This window comes from Photobacterium sp. 270122K (genome assembly GCF_059941365.1).
The window spans coordinates 151031-170949 of the sequence record NZ_JBPOEN010000006.1 but is presented as its reverse complement, the minus strand read 5'-3'; the positions used below and the strand labels follow the sequence as shown (position 1 = coordinate 170949).

Annotated in this window: 12 protein-coding genes; 6 read left to right on the top strand and 6 right to left on the bottom strand. The window is 51.2% G+C overall.

Annotation, left to right across the window (positions count from 1 at the left end; genetic code table 11):
• Nucleotides 1-22: 22 nt before the first annotated feature.
• From ACSF8W_RS12705 to ACSF8W_RS12690, 4 genes are all read right to left on the bottom strand, one after another.
• Nucleotides 23-2155 carry a flotillin family protein gene (locus ACSF8W_RS12705; RefSeq protein WP_500847691.1) on the bottom strand — a complete coding sequence of 711 codons (2133 nt, stop codon included), beginning with the start codon at nt 2153-2155 and terminating at the stop codon, nt 23-25.
• A 77-nt stretch (nt 2156-2232) separates the two neighbouring features.
• Nucleotides 2233-2832 carry a DUF1449 domain-containing protein gene (locus ACSF8W_RS12700; RefSeq protein WP_428478723.1) on the bottom strand — a complete coding sequence of 200 codons (600 nt, stop codon included), beginning with the start codon at nt 2830-2832 and terminating at the stop codon, nt 2233-2235.
• Between the two features lie 309 nt (nt 2833-3141).
• The gene (locus tag ACSF8W_RS12695; RefSeq protein ID WP_428478722.1) at nt 3142-3666 is read right to left on the bottom strand and encodes a phosphoribosyltransferase; all 525 of its coding nucleotides are present in this window, start codon (nt 3664-3666) and stop codon (nt 3142-3144) included.
• Between the two features lie 109 nt (nt 3667-3775).
• Entirely contained in the window at nt 3776-4990 is a 1215-nt protein-coding gene (locus ACSF8W_RS12690) for an MFS transporter (protein ID WP_500847690.1), read from the bottom strand.
• Nucleotides 4991-5158: 168 nt separating this feature from the next.
• Here ACSF8W_RS12690 and ACSF8W_RS12685 point away from each other — a divergent pair, with 168 nt between their 5' ends.
• Entirely contained in the window at nt 5159-6079 is a 921-nt protein-coding gene (locus tag ACSF8W_RS12685; RefSeq protein ID WP_500847689.1) for an AraC family transcriptional regulator, read from the top strand.
• A gap of 280 nt (nt 6080-6359) precedes the next feature.
• On the top strand, nt 6360-9692 hold the full coding sequence (gene pulA / locus ACSF8W_RS12680) for a pullulanase-type alpha-1,6-glucosidase (protein ID WP_500847688.1): 3333 nt from the start codon (nt 6360-6362) through the stop codon (nt 9690-9692).
• 117 nt (nt 9693-9809) lie between these two features.
• Here the strand turns inward: pulA and ACSF8W_RS12675 are convergent, their stop codons facing one another.
• Together ACSF8W_RS12675 and ACSF8W_RS12670 are read right to left on the bottom strand one after the other, a co-directional pair.
• On the bottom strand, nt 9810-10061 hold the full coding sequence (locus ACSF8W_RS12675) for a hypothetical protein (RefSeq protein WP_500847687.1): 252 nt from the start codon (nt 10059-10061) through the stop codon (nt 9810-9812).
• A 233-nt stretch (nt 10062-10294) separates the two neighbouring features.
• Nucleotides 10295-10447 (bottom strand): hypothetical protein, encoded by a 153-nt coding sequence (locus ACSF8W_RS12670; protein WP_428478717.1) that lies wholly within the window; start codon nt 10445-10447, stop codon nt 10295-10297.
• A 600-nt stretch (nt 10448-11047) separates the two neighbouring features.
• Here ACSF8W_RS12670 and ACSF8W_RS12665 point away from each other — a divergent pair.
• The 4 genes from ACSF8W_RS12665 (at nt 11048) to ACSF8W_RS12650 (ending at nt 19653) form a co-directional block, all read left to right on the top strand.
• A complete protein-coding gene (locus ACSF8W_RS12665) occupies nt 11048-12154 on the top strand; it encodes an OmpA family protein (RefSeq protein WP_500847686.1) in 1107 nt (368 codons plus the stop codon).
• A 319-nt stretch (nt 12155-12473) separates the two neighbouring features.
• The gene (locus ACSF8W_RS12660) at nt 12474-13304 is read left to right on the top strand and encodes an arylamine N-acetyltransferase family protein (protein ID WP_500847685.1); all 831 of its coding nucleotides are present in this window, start codon (nt 12474-12476) and stop codon (nt 13302-13304) included.
• 145 nt (nt 13305-13449) lie between these two features.
• Nucleotides 13450-14253: an SDR family NAD(P)-dependent oxidoreductase gene (locus ACSF8W_RS12655; RefSeq protein ID WP_500847684.1), complete on the top strand. Its 804-nt coding sequence runs from the start codon at nt 13450-13452 to the stop codon at nt 14251-14253.
• Between the two features lie 225 nt (nt 14254-14478).
• Nucleotides 14479-19653: a C39 family peptidase gene (locus ACSF8W_RS12650; protein ID WP_500847683.1), complete on the top strand. Its 5175-nt coding sequence runs from the start codon at nt 14479-14481 to the stop codon at nt 19651-19653.
• The last annotated feature ends 266 nt before the right edge of the window (nt 19654-19919 follow it).

The following is a 19919-nucleotide window of genomic DNA, read 5'->3' as shown; positions in this document are numbered from 1 at the left end:
ATGTGATGGTTTACAGCCTTGATCAGTTATCAAGGGAGGAGCCGTTGTTGCCAGACAAGCCTTTTTTGAGTGACGCCAGTAATTCGTTTGCGCCCCCTTTGCTATTGAGCATATTGGCGATGGCGATATTGCTGATATCTCCACTGTTCACATCGGTTTTTTCTAGGATATCTTTCAAGTCTTGCGGCAAGCTGCGCTCGCCACTGATGTAATCTTTCACCAGCGGGGCCAACACTTCCGATTCCTTAAAGCGGCTATCCATAGCAGCAGAATCAATCACAGTACGGCGCAGTTGTTCCATGCCTTCACCGCCGAACAGTTTAATGTCTGCGCCAGCCAGTGCATTCGCCAGAGCTTTCGCACTTTCTGTTGACACTTCTTGCTGGGCAGTGATGCGGGCCATTTCCAGATCTTTTTGCTGCTGAAGCTGCATAACCCACTTGTCGTGTTCACGGGTCTCATCATCGTATTGTTTCGCGGCTTCAAAGCGGGCAGTTTGTGCTTCAGCTTCTGCCAAGCCTTTCGCACGGAGTGCGCCAGCTTCTGCTTCACCGGTTGACTGTAGGGTGTAAGCGTGTGCTTCGCCGGTTTCTTTAATGGCGATCGCGCGTTCACGTTCCACGCCCACTTCCGCCATGCCAGTGGCACTGATGTGCTCTTTCTCAGCCTGTGCCATACGCTCTTTCGCGGCGGCTTCACGCTCTTGTTTGATGTATTGGGCTTCTGCGGCTTTCTCGTTCGCGATGAACTCGGCTTCTGCCTCTTTCGCTCTGACCACGTAATTGGCTTCTGCTTGACGGGTTTTCACTGCCAGTGCATTTTCAGCATCACGGGTGCGGATCTTCAGTTCCGTTTCATTTTCAATGAGTCGGCGATCGGCTTTCTCTTTCGCGGCTTCTTTTTCGGCTTTCGCAATCACCAACAAATCAATTTGCTTGGCTTCGGCTTCCGCTTCGGCTTCGATCAGGCGCACTTTCTTCAGGCGATTAACCTGCTCGGTGGCACGTAGGTTTTCGGTTTCTTCTTCTTCGCGTGCAATCTTACGTTCGATCTCGACACGTTGAGATTTTGTTTCCGCCACGGACTTCATGGCTTCTTCAACGGTGGTCTCTTTTTCCATCTCTTTTTGAGCCACTTCAGAGGCAGTACGTACTTTCTCTGTTTCAACGGCACGGTTGAGTTCTTCTTGTTGAATCGCCACTTGGCGCTGGTTCGCGATACGGGTCATTTCGACTTCCATATCCACGCTTTCTTTACGCTTAGAAACGGCTTCTTCAGTCTCTAGCTGCGCTAATCGTTCCGCGCGCTCAAACTCTTGGCGCTTTTCTTCCGTCAGTGCATGCTCTTGCGCTTGAATAATGTCGACTTCACGGCGCGTGCGGGCGATGCTCTCTTGCTCTTGTTTGTCGAGCTGCAGGCGGTTCGCTTCGGCTTCAACGTCTTTCTTACGGATAGACGTACGCTCGTCCTGACGGATAGCGTTCGTTTCAGTGTTTTTCACTGACGTGATAGAGGAAATTTTGCGAATACCTTCTACGTCCAAAATGTTGTTTGGATCGTGTGCATCCAGTGCTGTTTGGTCGACTTTGTCGATGACCACGTCATAGATTTTGAAGCCGTCCATCTCGCTGCCGATCACATTGACCACAGCATCACGGAAGGTGCGGCGATTCGTGAGCAGCTCTTCAAAATCAAATTGCTTAACGGCGGTTTTCAAGGCTTCAGAAAACTTAGGCTGGAAGTGCTCCTGTAGACGTTCAATGTTTGATGCGCCATCAGCGGTGATCAGCTTGGCGACACGAACAATGTCTTCTTCTTCATGGTTAACGCCAATGTAGAAGTCCACTTTCAGGTCAGCACGAATGTTGTCTTTACAATGCAGGCCTTCGTATTCTTCTCCTTCTTGGTCTTTACGGCCGCTACGGATCACCGAAATTTTCTTTCGGGTAATATCCATGTATTCAGCACGGTTAATGATCGGCCACACAAATGCGCCGGTCAGTGAGGCACGGGTGCGATCTACTCCGTTAATAATGAGCGCTTCACCTTCATTTCTTACCTTCCGGTAACGAGAGGTTAAAAATAGCAAAATGACGACGAATAGCCCCACGCCCACTAATATAAAGAAAATGCTGGGGGTGATTTCCATTTCCATTACCGACTCCTTCAGTTTAAATGAAATGTATTGTGTGATTTGAATGTATGCGCGTTAAGAATAAAAAAGGGTTTTTGTTATTCTGTGATTTTTGATACCAGGTACCGCTTTGTGTTGTCGTCCTGCGCGAGAATAAGGACTTCATCACCATATTGAATGTTTTCATTGAGGTTGTTGTAAATATCGATCTGAATTTCATTACCGGCCTCGGTAATGATGCCTTCGCCTTGTTCGCTATTGACGATGGCACTGCGTACGAATGCGCGCTTACCTTCAATGGTCACGACAGCAAAGCTGTTTTCTTTGCATAACAAGGGAGCAAGGGGGCGTAATAGCTGGGCAGATAAAAACAGTGCCACGTAGAGCACCACAACCAGTGTAATAACGGTGATACCGTCAATCATCAGCCCCGAGAACTGCCCAAGCAGCAAACTCTCAAGGTAATACGCCATCACGGTCGCTAAAAAAGTACTGATACACAGGGTGATAGGGAGCGGGATCTGTGCGATGACAGGGGGGAGAAAAAGTGTTGTCGCCCATGATCCATCCATGTCACTGCTGTTGGTGTCTGAGATATTGAGCATTAAATCAATGATCATCAGTAATGCAAACACGCAAAATGGAATAAAAAAAACAGCGACGGGGTAAGACAGTAAAACGGATAAAAAAGAACTCATATTCTTATGTTTCCATTACATATATTAGCGGTGTGAGCCGGTAGTTTATCTGACTAAACGGTAACTTTTAACGGCTTGTCTGTTTTTTTAGAGTCTACTTCTCAATTTTAGACGTAATGCATTGCTGATTAAAATGGAGAAGAAACGTGTCGCGAGGGGATATGTCGAGTATTACTGCGCGTATTGTATAGTGTCTTTATTATCAATAATGACATTTATTTCCAGTGTTTATTTATGGCCATATTATTGTTAAACCCATCACTATCAGTAATGGGTTATCAGGTGACGTGTTATTTACGACGGTGCGTCTTATCTATTTACTTTTGCAATATAGGATAAGTTGCGGGAATAGTGTTTCCAAGGTAAGCCATAGCCCATCAGTAGGTCGTCATTGATCATCTCATAGGCGAAATATTGGGGTACAGGAATCGCCACCCGTCCCGGTTTGACAAATAAGGTCGCGACCGATAATGACTTCACGTTAAACCCTGTCATCACGTATTCCACCAGCCGTTTCATGGTCCCGCCAGATTCAATAGCATCATCAATAATAATGACATGTTTGTCGGTAATCGATACGTGCGGGTGATACACAATGTCTGATGTGTTATGTCGGTCACCTGGCGTATGGGGGCAGGACAGGGTATCCATACAAACAGGAAATGTCAGGGCGCGCACAAGATCGGCCGTGAACAGAATGCCGCCCGGTACCACCGTGAGCACCACGGCTTCTTCTCCTTGAAAAGCGGTATTCAATTGCTGGGCGACGGTCTGTACGCCTTGTTGGATCTGAGCGGTGGTGAGTACAACGTCACCTGCGTGGTTTGGTGTCATAAAGACCTCGGTGAAAAGAGAAAGAAGAATACGGAAGAGAAAAGCCGCATCCCCCCCGTGCAATACACGGGAGGATGCATAAAAGGATAGTCAGGCCGGAAAGGACGCGTTATGCCTTTTCGGTAACAGGTTCAGCTGCGGTGGCCGTTTCAGGAGCCGCTTCCGGGGTGTTGTGTCGGCGATTCAGGCGCTCTGTGGTCACCAACATGATGAGGCAAAGCGCCAGTAAAATCAGTGGGAACAGAGTAAAAGAGAGCGCCGTCATGGTGGCGCCCATCAACGGTGGCAGCAGGGTGGTGCCCACATAGGCACAGGCCATGGACAGCCCAATAATGGCTTGTGATGCCGCTTTGCCAAAACGTTGCGGGGTCAGGTGGATCGTATTGGGATAAATGGGCGCACAGCCCAAGCCAACTAACATTAATCCGACAGGGGTAAACGCCGCAGGGAGCGGTAACAAGAGCGCGAGGACGCCGGCCAAAATAGTCAGTAAGCCGATGCGGATCAAGGTGGCGCTAGGAATGTGGTCGGCAATAAAGCCACACAGAAAACGGCCGCCAGTGATCCCAAGGAAATACATGGCTGTCCAGAACGCGGCATCTGTCGGCGCCATGCCTTTTTCAACGGTTAGATAGCTTGCTGCCCACAAACCGGTGCCGGCTTCCAGCGAACAGTACGCGCAGAACATCAGCAGTTGCAGTTTTACGCCGCGAATGGATAACGCCTGACGGTTAGTGATCGGCGAAGCGGTGGCTTCGTCGTCGTGTGGTGTCGACCCCGTTGCTCGCTGCCACAGCGGCAGTGACAAAAACAGACCCGCCACTAAGGCAAATTGAATGTAGGACAGGCTAGCATACCCGTCGCGCCAGCCGCCTTGTTGGCTGAGGAACATCGCCATGATCAGCGGGCCGGCCGTGGCACCGACACCCCAGAACGAATGCAGGTAGTTCATGTGTTTGGACTGGTAATGCAGTGCAACGAAATTGTTCAATGCGGCATCCACAGATCCGGCGCCTAACCCCAGCGGGATCGCTAATAGCACAATGATCCACGCATGGCTGGCGACGGTGAACCCCAGCAAGGCGAGGGCGGTCATCAACACACTGATGGCAACGACTTTCCCCGGGCCAAAGCGGTGGATGAGTTGAGTGGAGAGTAAGCTGGAAATCACCGTACCGGCACTGGTCACGAAGGCAATGACACCGGCAAAGGCGAGATCGGCCCCTAAGTCGTGACGCATCACTGGCCAGGATGAACCTAATACCGCATCGGGCAATCCCAAGCTGATGAAGGCGAGATAAATGATAACAAGAAGCAGGATCATGGGTTGTCTTATCGCAAGTAAAAAGAAAGTGGACAGAACAATACGTTCACTTGATAGGTAAAAATAGACGTATACTGCCCAAAACTATAACGATCCTACCAAAGTGCTGAGCGGGTCAGCCTAACTACGCTGTATACCGCCACGCGGCGCAAACAAGGAATGCACACCATGCAGGTTTACCATATTCAAACCGCCCCCGATGGCAGAGAGCTCACCCCGCACGGATCCGATGATTTTCCCTTTGCGTTTTATGATGAGCGTTTTTCTGAATTCGTCACCGGTGAAGTGCCGTGGCACTGGCACGATAAGATAGAAATTGTCTGGGTGGTGGAAGGCGTGACGAAAGTGGAATGCTTGGGCGGCGCCGACATTTTGCATCCTGGGCAGGTGATTTTCATCAATGCGGGGGCTCTGCATAAGTTGACCAGTGTGGGTGATACGGATTGCCGAATTTTGAATGTGGTGTTTGACCCGCGTTTGATTGGCGGGGCGGTCTTTAGTCGGATTTACACCCAATATGTCGCGCCCGTGATCAAGAATACGGCGTTACAGTGTTATGTCTTTTCGCCGCAAACGGCTTGGCAACAACAGGCGATCACGGCACTGCAGGTGATGTTTGCCGTGTGTCAGCAAGCCGGTATCAGTGGCGAGACCGAGGATGCACTGGGGTATGAGTTGGCGGTTACCCAGCATCTATTGGCCTTTTGGCAAACCTTCTGCACGCAGGATCCTGCGGTGCTGGCCAAGCGGCGTGTGTCGTCGGTGTGCGAACGGCGTGTACATACGGTGTTGCAGTTCATTCACCTGCATTATGCCGAGCCCCTGTCGATAGCCGCGATCAGCCAAGCGGCAAATATCAGCGAAAGTGAGTGTTACCGGCTGTTTCGCCAGACGCTGAAATGCTCCCCTAACCAGTATGTGTTGCAGTACCGCTTACAACAAGCGATGACCTTATTGTGTGAAACCCGCAAACCCATCACGGATATTGCCTATGAAGTTGGCTTTAACTGCCCTGCGTATTTTACGAAAAAATTCCGCTTAGCCTTGGGACAAACCCCGAAAGCGTTCCGTCAAACCTGTAATGCATAGTGATGAATATCATACCTGCCTGTTTGTGATCACCGTGGCTTTCTGTGAATAAAGCCTCGGTAACGGCGGTGTGCACAAAGCGTGACATCGCATCAAACACCGTGATCCTGCCTCTCATAAAGACCGATATTGGCGACTTGCTTCACAGAATGCAGCGTCTTTTTTTCAGTATGGTGCCTGCCATAAATAAGACACGACATCCAAACCCGACAGAGGTTGGGTGCACCCACTTCCCCACCTAAACCTACTAATAAATTGAAACGTATAAAGGGATATATCGGTGAATTTTACTCTCTCTGCGGTGGCCAAAGCGGTGCTACCAGTGTGTTCTGCTTTTGTGATTATTGGCTGTAACAGTAACGATACGCATACGCCTGATGGCTATTTTGATACCACCAATCCACCCGCAATTGATATTACGCTGCCAAAAACGGATGGCCCACAAGCCGCGTTGCCAGAAAGTGGCGCGGTGCCACAGCCAGCGAAAGCGGCAGACAATGAAGCCGTGATTTACATGGTGGCGAAAAATGGCACGGCGGCCAATAGCTTCCAGCAACGTCTTGCTGAAACACCCAATTATGCGCAATACAGCTTGCATGTGTGGAATAACGGCACCTGTGATCGGGCGGGTGTGGTCAATGGTGAGTGGGGCAATGCCGCGATCATACCGGAAGGTGTGGATGAACACGGGCCGTATTGGCGTTTGCCACTCAAAGACGGTAACACCGATTGTTTGAATTTCATCCTGCGAGATGACAAGCTCAACAACTTATCAGGGGCAGATGCCAAGCTCGTCTTTGGTGAGATCTCGGATCGTACGGCCTCTTATGTTTCGGGCAGCACGAAAGCTTACGACGAACGCGGTGATGCGTATGTGCAATTGTTTGGTATTGCCAATGCGGAAGCCCACCTCGTAAGCAGCCACCTGTTGCTATGGGATGGTGTCGATCAGGCCGATGAAGTGCGCTTGTATGTGTCTTTGGATGGGAAACTGCAGCCGAATGATAAAGGGTACTATGATGCGGAGTATGCGGTACTGACACCGATTGCGTTGCCTGCCAGTGTGAAAACTGCCCAGCCGCATTTAGCGGGCAAAACCGCGTATGCGATTGATGGCGATATCGATATGCGTACCATCGTGAAGGCGCAAATGGCCGTGTTGGCGGTCGATGAGAAAGGGACCGTGATCAATGGCACCCAAGTACAGCCAGCGACGGCATTTGATCAGTTGTTTGCTTCTGCCGCCAAAGACATTGCGCTTGGGGCAACGATTGAAGACAAGGGCACCCAGTTTGCGGTGTGGGCGCCATCCGCACAAAACGTGGTGGCGGTGCTGTTTGATAACGACAAGAACGAGTTGGGCCGCCTGCAAATGGCGTATGACGAGGCCTCTGGTGTCTGGTCATTGCTGACTGACAAAGCCCCTAGTGGTACCTACTACCGTTACTTGGTGGATGTGTTCCATCCCGTGTCAGGTAAGGTGGAACATTACCAAGTGACCGACCCGTACTCATTGAGTTTGTCGATGAACTCCACGTTCAGTCAGGTGATTGATTTAAATGATCCGGCATTAAAACCGGACGGCTGGGATGATTTGAAACGCCCTGTGGCACAAACTAATCCGGCGGAATTTGTGATTTATGAAGCCCATGTGCGTGATTTCTCTGCGCTGGATGCCTCCACGCCAGTGGCTGACCGAGGTAAGTTCTCGGCCTTTACTCAGCGTGATTCCGTGCCGGTGAAGCATTTGAAGTCACTGAGTGATAACGGCGTGACGCACCTGCATTTACTGCCGATTTTCGATATTGCCTCGATCAATGAAAATCCGGACGAAGTGGCGAACATTGATGAGCCGTTCAGTAAGTTGTGTGACGTGAACAGCGCTGTCGCCTCATCGCCCTTTGGTCAGTACTGTGAGTCAGGATTACTGATCTCTGAGGTGTTTGATCGTGTGGCAGAAGGTGACACAAAGGACAATCCGGCGGTACAGGCGTTAAACCGTTTTGTTTCGAGCAGTGACAGCTTTAACTGGGGCTACGATCCGTTCCATTACACGGTACCTGAAGGGTCTTATGCCCGTCATGCCGAAGGCCCGCAGCGGATCAAAGAGCTGCGTGAAGCCGTCATGGCAGTGAAACAAGACATCGGCATGAACGTGGTGATGGATGTGGTGTACAACCACACCAATGCCGCCGGCCCAGAGGCGCGTACCTCGGTATTGGATAAACTGGTGCCTTGGTACTATCAGCGTTTGAATCCGATGACCGGTAACGTGGAAAACTCCACCTGTTGTTCAAATACCGCCCCAGAGCGCGCCATGTTTGAAAAACTGATTTCAGACTCGCTAGTGGTGTGGTCGCGTGATTATAAAATTGATGCGTACCGCTTTGACTTAATGGGCCATCACCCGTTGTCACAAATGCAGCGCTCGTTGCAAGCCGTACAGAAAGTGGATCCGCAAACGTATTTCTACGGTGAAGGCTGGAACTTCGGTGAAGTACAAAACGATGCTTTGTTTGTGCAAGCGACGCAGCCGCACTTAGGCGGTACTGGGATCGGCAGTTTTTCAGACCGCTTGCGCGATGCGGTCCGTGGCGGCAGCCCGTTTGATGGCGGTAATACCCTGCGTGAAACCCAAGGTTTCGGTAATGGCGCGTACGTCATGCCTAATGAGACCAACAAGGTCACACTCGACAATGCGTTGCACTTGGCGGATCTGACTCGTTTGGGCATGGCCGGTAACCTGAAAGCCTTTACCTTGATCGATGCCACAGGTAAAGCGATCAAAGGAGAGGAGATGAACTACAGCGGGCAAGCGGCCGGGTACGCAGAAGATCCGAGCGAAATTCAGAACTACGTGTCTAAGCACGATAACCAAACTTTGTGGGATAACAACCAATACAAGATTGGCTATGACGTGTCGATGGAAACCCGTGTTCGCATGCAAGCGGTGTCGTTGGCGACCGCCATGTTGGGTCAAGGCATGCCGTTTACCCACATGGGGTCAGAGTTGCTACGCTCGAAATCGATGCAGCGTGACTCGTACGATTCGGGTGATCGCTATAACATGGTCGACTTTACCTTGCAGGACAACAACTGGGATAAAGGGCTGCCACGTCAGGATAAAGACGGATCAAACTATGCGTTGATTGAAAACGTGATCGCCAATACGAGCGATAAAGCGATCCCTACGCAGGCGGACATGGCAACCATGGTGACGTATTACCAAGAGTTAGCGCGTTTACGTCAGACCTACCCGTTAATTACCTTGGGTAAAGGGGAAGCCGTCATCAAGCGTGTGGATTTCCATAATACCGGTAAAGATCAAACGCCGGGTCTGATTGTGATGTCGATTGATAACGGTAACACCAGCGGGACGGATATTGATCCGACACTGGATGGCTTGGTGATCGTAATTAATGCCACGAATACGGAACAGCAGATCCCATGGGCGACGCCATTACAGCGCAGTGCGCAGCACACCAGTTCGCTGGCTGCCGATGCGCGCTTTGTTGAGGGCAATATGCATGTACCCGCCTGGACGCCAGTGGTGTTTGAACTGCCGCGTGCCGCCAGTGGTCGTGCTGCGGGGATCCCTGTGACAGCGAAGTAACGGTCTCTTTTACTTTCAGTATTTCAATCTATTAACAATAAAGCCCTCGACAGAGGGCTTTATTTTTTAGCTGAACAGCAACGCGGTGTTCGCTGCTCGGTGATCAGAGTTCAGTGATCAGTGCATTTTGCGTTGTGCAACGCCACGCACTAAATCTTTCCCTTGCTCAAACACGTCTTTGGTTACCCAGCGTGCCACTAGTACTTCGTGCTTGTTGTTGAATGCAGCAACAAAATGACGGCCGTCAGCATTGTTGGTTGCCATACCAACCCCTTCGATATCTTGTAAACCCAGACCGCCTTTTTCAATCGAGTCTAAGAAACGCGCCAACTCATCGAGGTTGTCGATAATATCCAGTTCATTATTCATGTGTTTTGCTCTTTTTTACGACGATTTATAGCTGATACACCGCCGTTTGAGGGACAGCTCTCGGGCGGGTTGGAATGGGTGTACTTTACAGGTGACGCACACAGATTGGAACCCTACCACGATGGGCCGGCAGAGCAGGGTGAAAGATAACGCGCAGGATAGCGATAGCGTGAACCGGTAGGAATAAAAAAGAGAGGCCATGACAAAGGTGGCCTCTCGGTAATGGGGGGCTTTCAGGATAGTACGCGCAGCACTTTTTGTGTTTGGTAAACCACGTTGAGCCCATCATCCACCCAGCAATCAATCATTTCGCCTTCCATCGGTAATTCGTCGAGATCTTCCGCGATACCGAAAAGTCCATTGTCCAGTTCTACAACTACGTCCATTTGTTGTCTCCTTTGATTGAGTGAGCATGTTGGGTGATGGTGGTCACCGCTTTCCTTACAGCGACTATATGTGAACAAATGGTTAATGCCTATAGGGAATGTGTAAAAAAGTGGGGCCCAGCACAGAAATCAAAAAAGATACCTTCCACGCATGCGTATTATGTGTGGAGAGAAACGAAAAGAGAGGGGCGGCGTTTTTCGATGAGAGATGAACGTCTTTCATTATGTAACATGGATGAGAATCGTCAGCGATAAATAAGAAACAGTTCAATAAAGCCTTGTTTTTGTCTTGTTATATTCGACACACTTCAAATTCTTCTATGTCGTGATCGTTTGAAATAATTCATCTAACTGTTATCTTAATCGAGCTTTGTTAATTTCATCAGACGCATCAATGGCTGTATAAATAAAATATATCGGTAAATGGAATGCGCGATTAACAACAAATAATGTTAATCCGTTTCTCCAAGTAAATAAGTGCTACCCAGATACAGGCTGGGTAGGCTATTTATTGCTTTTATTTGTCAGCATGATTATTCAGTCATTCATCTCTGTCGTTATATGACGATATGGATATTTATTATAAAGAAAGAGTATCAAATGAAAGTAAAGATGTTAGCAGTATCCATTGCTCTTCTTGTTTCTGGTGTGGCACACGCGACAACAGATAACCCATGGTATGCCGGTGCACGTCTTGGGATCAGCCATGTGAGCGATCTTGGCGGCAGCTTAGAGCCAGAGGGTAGCAACCCTGCGGGCGGGTTCTTTATGGGTTACCAATCCACCCCATGGTTGGCATTGGAAGCGGGCTATACCTATTTGGGTGAAACCGATGTGAAAGGTTTCCCGGGCAGTTATCAAGCACAAGGGTTTGATGTGGTCGGTAAGTTTTCTTACGCGGCCGCCCAAGATGTTGACCTATTCCTGAAGGCCGGTAGTTATATTTACGACTGGAGTGCCAAAGGCCCGCTACAAGGGGATGATTCTGGCTTATCGGCGACCTTGGGTGCCGGTGTGGAATACTTCATTAATGATAACTGGTCAACCCGTTTGGAATACCAGTATTACGATAACGTGGGTGGCGCGACCATCCATTTCACAGGCCTGTCTTTTGCGTACCATTGGGGCGCCCCAGAGCCTATCGTGATCATCGAACCCGAGCCAATCCCAGAGCCAGCACCGATTGTGGTACCTGAGCCGGTGATGGTTGAAGTGGAAACAGTGAAAATTGTTACCCTTGATGAAGTGAAAGTGTTGGTGCCTTTTGCCTTTGACGGTACCGCATTGACCCAAGAAGAGCGTGCAAGCCTTGAGCCAATCGCTCAGCGTCTGCAAGAGAACAACATGGCCGTTGTCGTTGTTGTGGGTCACGCAGACAGCCGTGGTGCCAAAGCGTATAACCAAACGTTGTCAGAGAAACGCGCACAGGTTGTGGCAGAATCCTTGAGTAAAACACTGAATCTCGACATGAACCGCATTGTGGTTGAAGGCCGTGGCGAAAGCGATCCGATTGCGAGCAACGCAACGGAAGAAGGCCGAGCGCAAAACCGCCGGGTAGAAATCATTTCACCGGCCATGGATATTGAAGAGATCACCACGGAGTGGGTTGAGCAAATTCAGCTTCCTGAGCAGGTAGAAGACGCGACACAGCAGGTCACGCCAGACACGACAACGGAAGCCGTCGCGGACGAACAAACCGACGCGTAATTGGCTGCATGAACATTACCGAGCGTTATTTTATCGCGTTCTAAAGGCATCAAAATAACAGCCGACAAGCCCATGAGTTTTCTCATGGGCTTTTTTATTCGGATTATTTGCTATTTTACGTGCTTGCCTCATGGTGAATAGTCTGTGCTAGGGGAAGGCAACATAATAAAAAAGCCACGTGTCTATTTACGTTTTGCCTGCTTTCTGGCACGTTAATATTGAATAACGTGCCAGAAAGCAAATAAAGAACACTGAATAAAACATACCCTGTGCAGCTAAGAATAAAATCATCAATAATTGATATTGGAATAGGTAAAGCATGCAAAGTAGTGATCTTCACGCGTATTTAAAGAAAATCGGGTTAGACGCCCTGCCAGCATTGAACGTGGCCGGGTTGACGGCATTGCATCGGGCGCAGCACCGAACGATTCCTTTTGAGAATTTTGATGTGGTCTTGGCGCGGGGCGTGTCTGTGGAGCCGGACGAGATTGTGCAAAAGTTGGTGTATCACGCGCGCGGCGGCTACTGCTTTGAATTGAATGGGCTGTTGCAACAAGTGCTGAAAACGGTTGGCTTTACCGCTCGTGCGCTGATTGGCCGAGTACACCTGACGGGAACGGCATCGGGGCGGGGGCATTTGATCACGCTGGTGGAGATCGATAACCAAGCGTGGATTGTGGATGCCGGTTTCGGCTCCGCGACCCCGCGCGCGCCCTTGCCGTTGGTATTGAACCAACCGCTTATGACGGACATGCAGTGTTTCCGTTTTATTCAGACGCCGGAATTCGGTTACATGTTGCAACTGCGTGTTGCGGCTGAATCTACCGATGAGTCCGCCGATGAATATACGTGGTCGAACTTATACAGCTTTGATTTGGAAGCGGTCTGTGCCGGTGATATCCGTTATGGCAATTTCTACAGTGCCAATGCGCCGTCCTCCGTCTTTGTGACGTCTCGCATCAGTGCGCTGCCGACTGAAAACGGTATCGTAACCTTGCTGAACCATACCCTCAAGCGCGTGGAAAACGGACACAGCGAGGCCATTGAACTGCCAGACGGCGACGCCTACATCGCGGCCTTAAAGACCCATTTTGGCATTGAATTGGATGCGACGTGTGATCAATTCCGGCCGATAACGGCGATTATGTAGATTTGCTATAAAGTGTTTCCTGCGCCTAGCCAATAGTTTATCGCCGTCGTCGCTTCTATGATAGAAGCATGAACTGAGCTTGAAGTATGGGCTTTGAAAAACAGAGCTTGAAACCCCGACTTTGAATGAATAAGGAAACGCGGCAATGCAGAAAATCATTCTTTTGACCGGCGCAACAGACGGTATTGGCTTGGAAACGGCACGCAGCTTGGTCTCACAAGGGCACCATGTCATTTTGCACGGCCGTAATGCGACTAAATTGCAGGATGTGTGCGCTCAGTTATCGGCTCTGCCGGGGGCGGGTAAGATAGAAACAATCGTCGCAGACTTATCCCGTCTGGACGCCGTTGAGCACATGGTGGCGGAGATTGCACAACGCTTTGGTCGGTTGGATGTGTTGATCAATAACGCCGGTGTTTTCCATGTGCCCGATCCTCGTTCACCGGATGGCCTTGATCTCCGTTTTGCCGTCAATACTTACGCACCGTATGTGTTAACGAAAGGGTTGCTACCGTTGTTTGATAATACCGGCCGCATTGTGAACTTGTCCTCGGCGGCACAAGCACCGGTTAATCTTGCTGCGTTAACGGGTCAGGCGAGTTTGGGTGACAGTGAGGCATATGCCCAAAGTAAACTGGCGCTCACCATGTGGTCGCGTTACTTGGGGGTAGCACAAAAAGACCAAGGGCCGGTCATTGTTGCCGTGAACCCGAAATCCTTCTTGGGCAGCAAAATGGTGAAAGATGCGTACGGGATCTCTGGCGGAGATTTGCGTCTTGGGGCGGATATTTTAGTGCGCGCAGCGTTGTCAGACGACTTTGCCCAAGCACACGGTGCATATTTTGATAATGATATCGAGGCCTTTGCGGCACCGCATTCAGACGCCTTGAACGATCAGCGCGTACAGCAGGTGATCGATACGCTGGACGCAGTTTTAGCGCAACGCTAATTTTCCTTAGCTTTCTCTTTCTGCTTCTCTTTACCCTCGTTGTTTCCTCTTTTCGTGCGCCGGTTTGACCGTGCGCGCGGCCTGTTTGTCTCCCTGATGTATCACCGATGAGGGGAGTTTGTCTTGTCTCTCAACTTCGTCGTCTTTCCATATTCAAGGTCTCCGCCGAGTGCAATACTTGGCCATTTCCCGTTCTGTCACCCCGTCGAGTAAAAAGGATTTTTCATGACGTCAGTGAGTATGCTTAATCCGGCAAAGACTGCCGAGGCATCACGCGATTCTCTCTCTTCTAACGCTGATCACACTCCCCAACCACCTTGTCCGATAGAACACATTGATGCCCTGATCGAGCAAGGTCAGTACCTCTCTGCGTACCAGTGTGCGGTCGCCGCATGGGGACCTCATTCGCATTGGCAGGATGATGCGCATATCGCGCGGTTAATCCGTCTGTTGCGCGGATTGGGGCGTCACCGTGCCGCCACGTATCTGGAGCTGAAACGTTATCGCCGTTGGTTTACACGCACAGGGACGCCACGGGAGGATGCGCGGGGGGAAGCTCGAGATGAAGAGATACTAAGCGAGGTGCCGCAAACGGAAGACCTCGACAGGCGCCACTCGGTCAAGCTGCGGTACTTCATGTATGTGCTGTCGCGCAAAGGGGCGATCGCCTGTTATGACATGGCGCAGCACGCGTTAGACACCGCCTGTTGGCATGCGGCACACACCGCCGACTGGCAAGTAGCGAAAGCGATCGTTCTGTGCCGGGTGCGTGACTTTGCCCAAGCCCATGCGTTGCTTGATGTTGCCAGGCAGCAACCGGCCACCGAAGAGTGGGCGGAAAACGTGTGTATCCGCGCATTGGAAGAGGAAGGACGCTGGGAAGCGGCCCTGACACGCGCAAAAGCCCATTTTGCCGATACACAGTGTCCCTTCACGCTGGAAATCATTGTGCGGTTACTGCAAACCCAAGACGGCCCTCAAGCTGCATTAGCAGCCTTGTTGCCCCATCTGTCGCGCTATCAGAGTGTTGCATTGTGGCAAGAGGCGGCCAACACCCACTTTCAGCTGCAGCAATACGATGACGCATTGGCGTGTTTGGGCGAGGTGGACGCGTTACAGGTGATGGGAAAAGACAAGGGCGATGCGTATGCTGACGGGTTACGTAGCCAACTGTATCTCGACACGCGTAATTTACCGGCCGCAAAGGCGGCATTACGCCCGCTGAAGGATGGCTTTTCCGCCATCGTGCGGGCGCGATTAAGCAGCATTGAATCCTTATCACCCGTGCTTAAACTGGCGGTTCCCCATGTCACACAAAAAAACATGACCTGTGCGCCGTCCTCGCTGGCTGCCGTGGTGCGTTTTTGGGGGCAACCGGCCGATGAAGATGCCATTGCGGAGCAGATCTGCTTTGAAGGTACGTCAGATACCTTGCAGCGTGAATGGTTGATCGACAACGGCTGGCGCTATCTCGATTTTGACTTAACCCGGGAGGCCGCCGAAACCCTGTTGGCGCGAGGAGTGCCGTTTACCTTGGTGACGACCCAAGGGATGTCATCACACTTACAAGTCGTGAAAGGCATCGATCGCGAAGCCGGGTACCTGTATTTGATGGATCCGTCGGTGAGCATGGAAAGCAAGATCCTCACCGAAGAAACGTGCCAGTTAGAAGCGGTTAATGGCCCCCATTGCCGCGCGATTGTTCCGGTGACGCAGCCGCATTTATTGGGTGGATTAGCATTACCCGCCCAAGCGCTGTATCCCCTTCGGCATGAACTGGATGCCGCCGTCGAGGCACAAGATGTCCCCCGTGCTCAAGCCCTTGTGCAGCAGTTAATCGCGTTAGCCCCGACACACCGCTTAACCCTGCTGGCGCAGCGTAAACTTGCGGGGCTGCAACGTGATGATGCTGAGATTGAACGGGTGACGGATCAATTATTGGCGCAGTACCCCGACACGACCTACTTAGTCATATCGAAATACCATTGCTTGCGAACGCGTCTTGGTCACCGAGAGGCTTATCAGTGGCTATCGGATCAGTTTAAGCGGGTGAGGAACGTGGAGGTATTTACCCTGCTGCTGGAAGATAGTGCCGCCGCAGAGACGGTGGGCAGTGAGGATAATAAAGACCGTGAAGGCAATGAAAGCCGTGACGCGATCGAAGCCCTCGCCAAGCGGGCTCAGATATGGACGAGTGCCGAATACTTCTGGCTGAAAGGCCATGATGCGTGGCGAGAGGGAGATAAAGACACCGCTGCGCGTTTGTACCGCTGGGCGTTATGCTTGGAGCCCTCGCAGGAAGCCTACCTGCGCAGCTATTACGTCACGTATTTGGATCAAGGGCGAGTCGATGAAGCGCTGGCCACCTTACAGGAACTCTTTGAAGCCTCTATTTTGGTGTCTGCCAGTATGGCGTATTCCTTGTATCGCGCCTATTGCCTGAATAACGAAGAGCATGTCGGGCTGGCGGTGCTGGCACGGGCGTGCGAAATACAGCCTGATGACACCGCATTGATCACCTATTACTTGGGGGAATTGGGGCGATTTGGCCTGTGGGCACAATTTGACACCGCCTATGCCCAGTATGCCGCGCCGTTGTCTGCGGCTGACCGGCTGGCAATATCGGCCAAACAAGCCTTTGCGCAAGGCGACAATGCCCTCGCCATTGAGCGCTACGAAGCCTTGTTAGCGTTACAGCCCGGCAATGACAACGCGGTGGATTGTTTGTTGGAAAGCTATCACCGTGCGGGGCTGACAGATAAGGTACATGCCTATTTGGCCACGCAACGGGCACAAAAGGGCGATAGCTTGCGAACATTGAACTTGTTGGTTCAGCACTCCCGTGATGACAAGGCGTTGATTCAAGCATTAGACATTATTACCGAACGGTATCCATTGGAATACCACAGCGCACGGCGGTTGGCGTATTTTCGGCTTGCCGCCGATGACATCGATAGTGCAGAACGCATCAGCCAACGCTTATTAGACAAAGACAGCCGTAATGCAGACAACGTGCTGTTGCAGGCAGAAATTTGCCTGAAACGGGAGCAGTGGGCGCAAGCCAAAGTCCATGCCAAAGCCGCGATTGCCTTTTCGCCGAACAGTGATGCAGCCTTTGAAGCATTGATGCGCACGCATACCGCGCCGGACGAGCAAGTGGCAGCGATCCGCGAATTTGGTGAGGCGCTTAAACGCATCCCTAATGCCGACGACGGCGTATGGCATTTCTGGCAGGTGGCCGGTCACTGGTTGGACGCAGATGAGTTGCGGGCGTTCTGTGATGCAATGATCAGCCGTCACGGGCAAAACTGGTGTGTTTGGGTAGTCAGTGCGTACCAGCGGGAGCAGGCCGGTGACATGGAACGTGCGATTGACGACTTGGCACAGGCGGCGAAACGATCGCCGTTAACGGCGCGTATCTTCGGCGAAAAAGCGCGTATGTTGTCGAGTATGGGGCGTTATGATGATGCCACGCCGGTGTTTGAGTATGCCATCACACTGTCCCCGGGCTGGCCTTTTTTAGCCATGGAATACAACCGGCACTTAGAGCGCATTGCTGAGCCGAAAAAAGGGCTGGCGGTGCTTGAACGTTGCCGACAATTTAATGATGACGACGGTGTGTTGTTAGGTCACCTTGCCGACAGTTACCTGAACGATCATCAGGAGGCCAAAAGCCTGACGACCTTTGTTGACGCGATAACCCATCGGTTTTACTACCCGTGGGCGTGGGACAAACTGTACCGGCTCAGCGAGCAATTGGATGATGGTCAAACCTGGCGCACCTTGCTGACCACGAGACAACAAACGCACCCGAACCATGTGGATACCTGGCTGATCGCCGCGCAACTGAGCAAGACATTGGCAGATCGCCTTGAGCATTTGCAGCGGGCTGTCACATTGGCTCCGACCCATGTTGAGGCAAACCGCGATCTGATGGAAGCCTATATGGCGATGGGTTGCGAGGACGAGGTGTACGCCCTGATCAACAGCGACAAATGGGATGGCCGCGCGCCGTTGTCGTTGGCAATCAAAAAGCCGATGCTGTTGTTTGACCGAGGCGATTATGCGCAAGCATTGGTGATATTAACCGGCATGGTTACCCGCAATCCACGCTATGAAGCCGGTTGGTTACTGCGAATGCAGTGTGCCCTGCGCGGTGATCAAATCGCAGAAGCGCTCGCGTGCGCAGAGGCACTGGAGGTGATAGCCAGCAATGATCTGGAGGCCTTGTATGAAGTGGGCTGTGTGTATGAACAATACGGTGATGCGCGGCAGCAAGGGCGTGTTTTGACGTTATTTGAACGTGCTTATGCGATTGGCCCACAGTACAGCAACATCGCGTTCTCCTATTTGGATCGCCTGCTTGAAGAAAAACAATACGTGACGGCGAGGCATGTGGCCAATGCCATGGATGCGCATTTTGCCAAGCCGTGGATCGACGCACGGCGGTGCGAAATCTATGCCGCGCAGGGGCACCAGCAAGCCGCCATTGAGGCGTATCAACACATTGTCGCAGCAGGGGAAGACGCCGCGTGGCTGTATAATTATCCGCTGGCTTGGGCGGATAAACAGCAACAGCCGTCACTGTTTGCAGCGTGGTGGCAGGTGTTAGATCAGGCCATGTTACAGCACGATGCCCCGTTCACGCCCGCGGCGGCAGAGGTGTATGCACAGTGGTATAAAAAACAGCATGGCTTGCCGAGTTTGCTGGCACTGTTGGATAGAAACGTTGAACCGGCTATTTGGCGTGCATTTTGTTCTGCCTATTTAGAGGCGCTCAGTCAGAAGAAATCATTGCCCGCCGCGGGTTTTTGGGATCGGTTTGATGCGCGTATTTATCCGGATATGGATCTGGCGAGCCAGAAAGGGTTAGTGCTGTTACAGGCGGAACATTATTATGAAGCCAAGGCGCATTACGCAAAAATGGGCGTGGCGGACAATCCGGCAGTGCCGGGGTGTGCGCTTTACCATTGTGCGTATGTGTGTTCAAACACCAAAGATTACGCGCTGTTAGAAAAAGTGATGTCGCCGTTTTTATCTCGACCGAAAGATGGTTGTTATAACAACGGATTGGTGTGGTACTGCTATGTGCAATTGCGGTTGGGTCAACGTATCGATCCGGACGTCTTGAGCCAAGTTACCGAGCAGGGACTGACGTCGTGTGAAAAAAGTATGTTGGCGATCCTGCAACGCGCGGTTAGCTTTGATGCAGATCGCGATGCGGGGGCGTCATCCAGCATTGAGTCGCTCACGGCGATGCCGAGCAGTTTCAAGTTGAGTTCTTTCGGGGTGATGGATCTCAGTGAGGCTTATATCCGTTATTTGTTGGCGAACAGCACCGGGAGTTGGTGGAAAAAAAGCCGACTCAAACGACGTTTGCGCGCACGTTTACGTCAGTGATGTGTGGTGCCAATAAGACAAACCGCATGACGCAGCATTGTGCATTAATGCGGTTTTAAATTACGCGTACACCCGTAATTTCATGATAAATAAGTGTTAAGTGGGTTTTATTGATTTTTTTATCACAGTGTATTGACCGTTTTGTTTCGGAAGCATATATTATTTACACGAACTGCCTAACGGAGTTCGCTGTTCCATTGCCTTTCGCCTTAACAGGGATACGGTGATGGAAAAAATCATCAATGAATAATCACATGTCCCCGCGC